Source organism: Streptomyces pacificus, from assembly GCF_011766325.1.
GTDB classification, from domain to species: Bacteria; Actinomycetota; Actinomycetes; order Streptomycetales; family Streptomycetaceae; genus Streptomyces; species Streptomyces pacificus.
The window spans coordinates 1-241 of sequence record NZ_BLLG01000113.1 but is presented as its reverse complement, the minus strand read 5'-3'; the positions used below and the strand labels follow the sequence as shown (position 1 = coordinate 241).

General features: G+C 67.2%; 1 protein-coding gene. It reads left to right on the top strand.

Annotated features, from left to right (window positions below; genetic code table 11):
- Nucleotides 1–241 (top strand): KR domain-containing protein (locus SCWH03_RS28490; protein WP_173267808.1); only part of this gene is annotated, 241 nt, incomplete at both ends.

Sequence of the window (241 nt, the reverse complement as noted above, 5' to 3'; positions counted from 1 at the left end):
CGAAGGTGGATGCTGCCTGGTATCTGCACGAACTCACCAGGGACCTTGATCTGACGGCCTTTGTGGTGTTCTCTTCGGCTGCGGGTGTGTTCGGTACGGCCGGGCAGGGGAACTACGCGGCGGGCAACGCCTTCCTCGACGCGCTTGCCGTGCATCGCAGGGAGCAGGGCCTGCCCGCCGTCTCCCTGGCGTGGGGTGCGTGGGACCGGACCGGCATGCTCGACGGAACCGACACCGAACG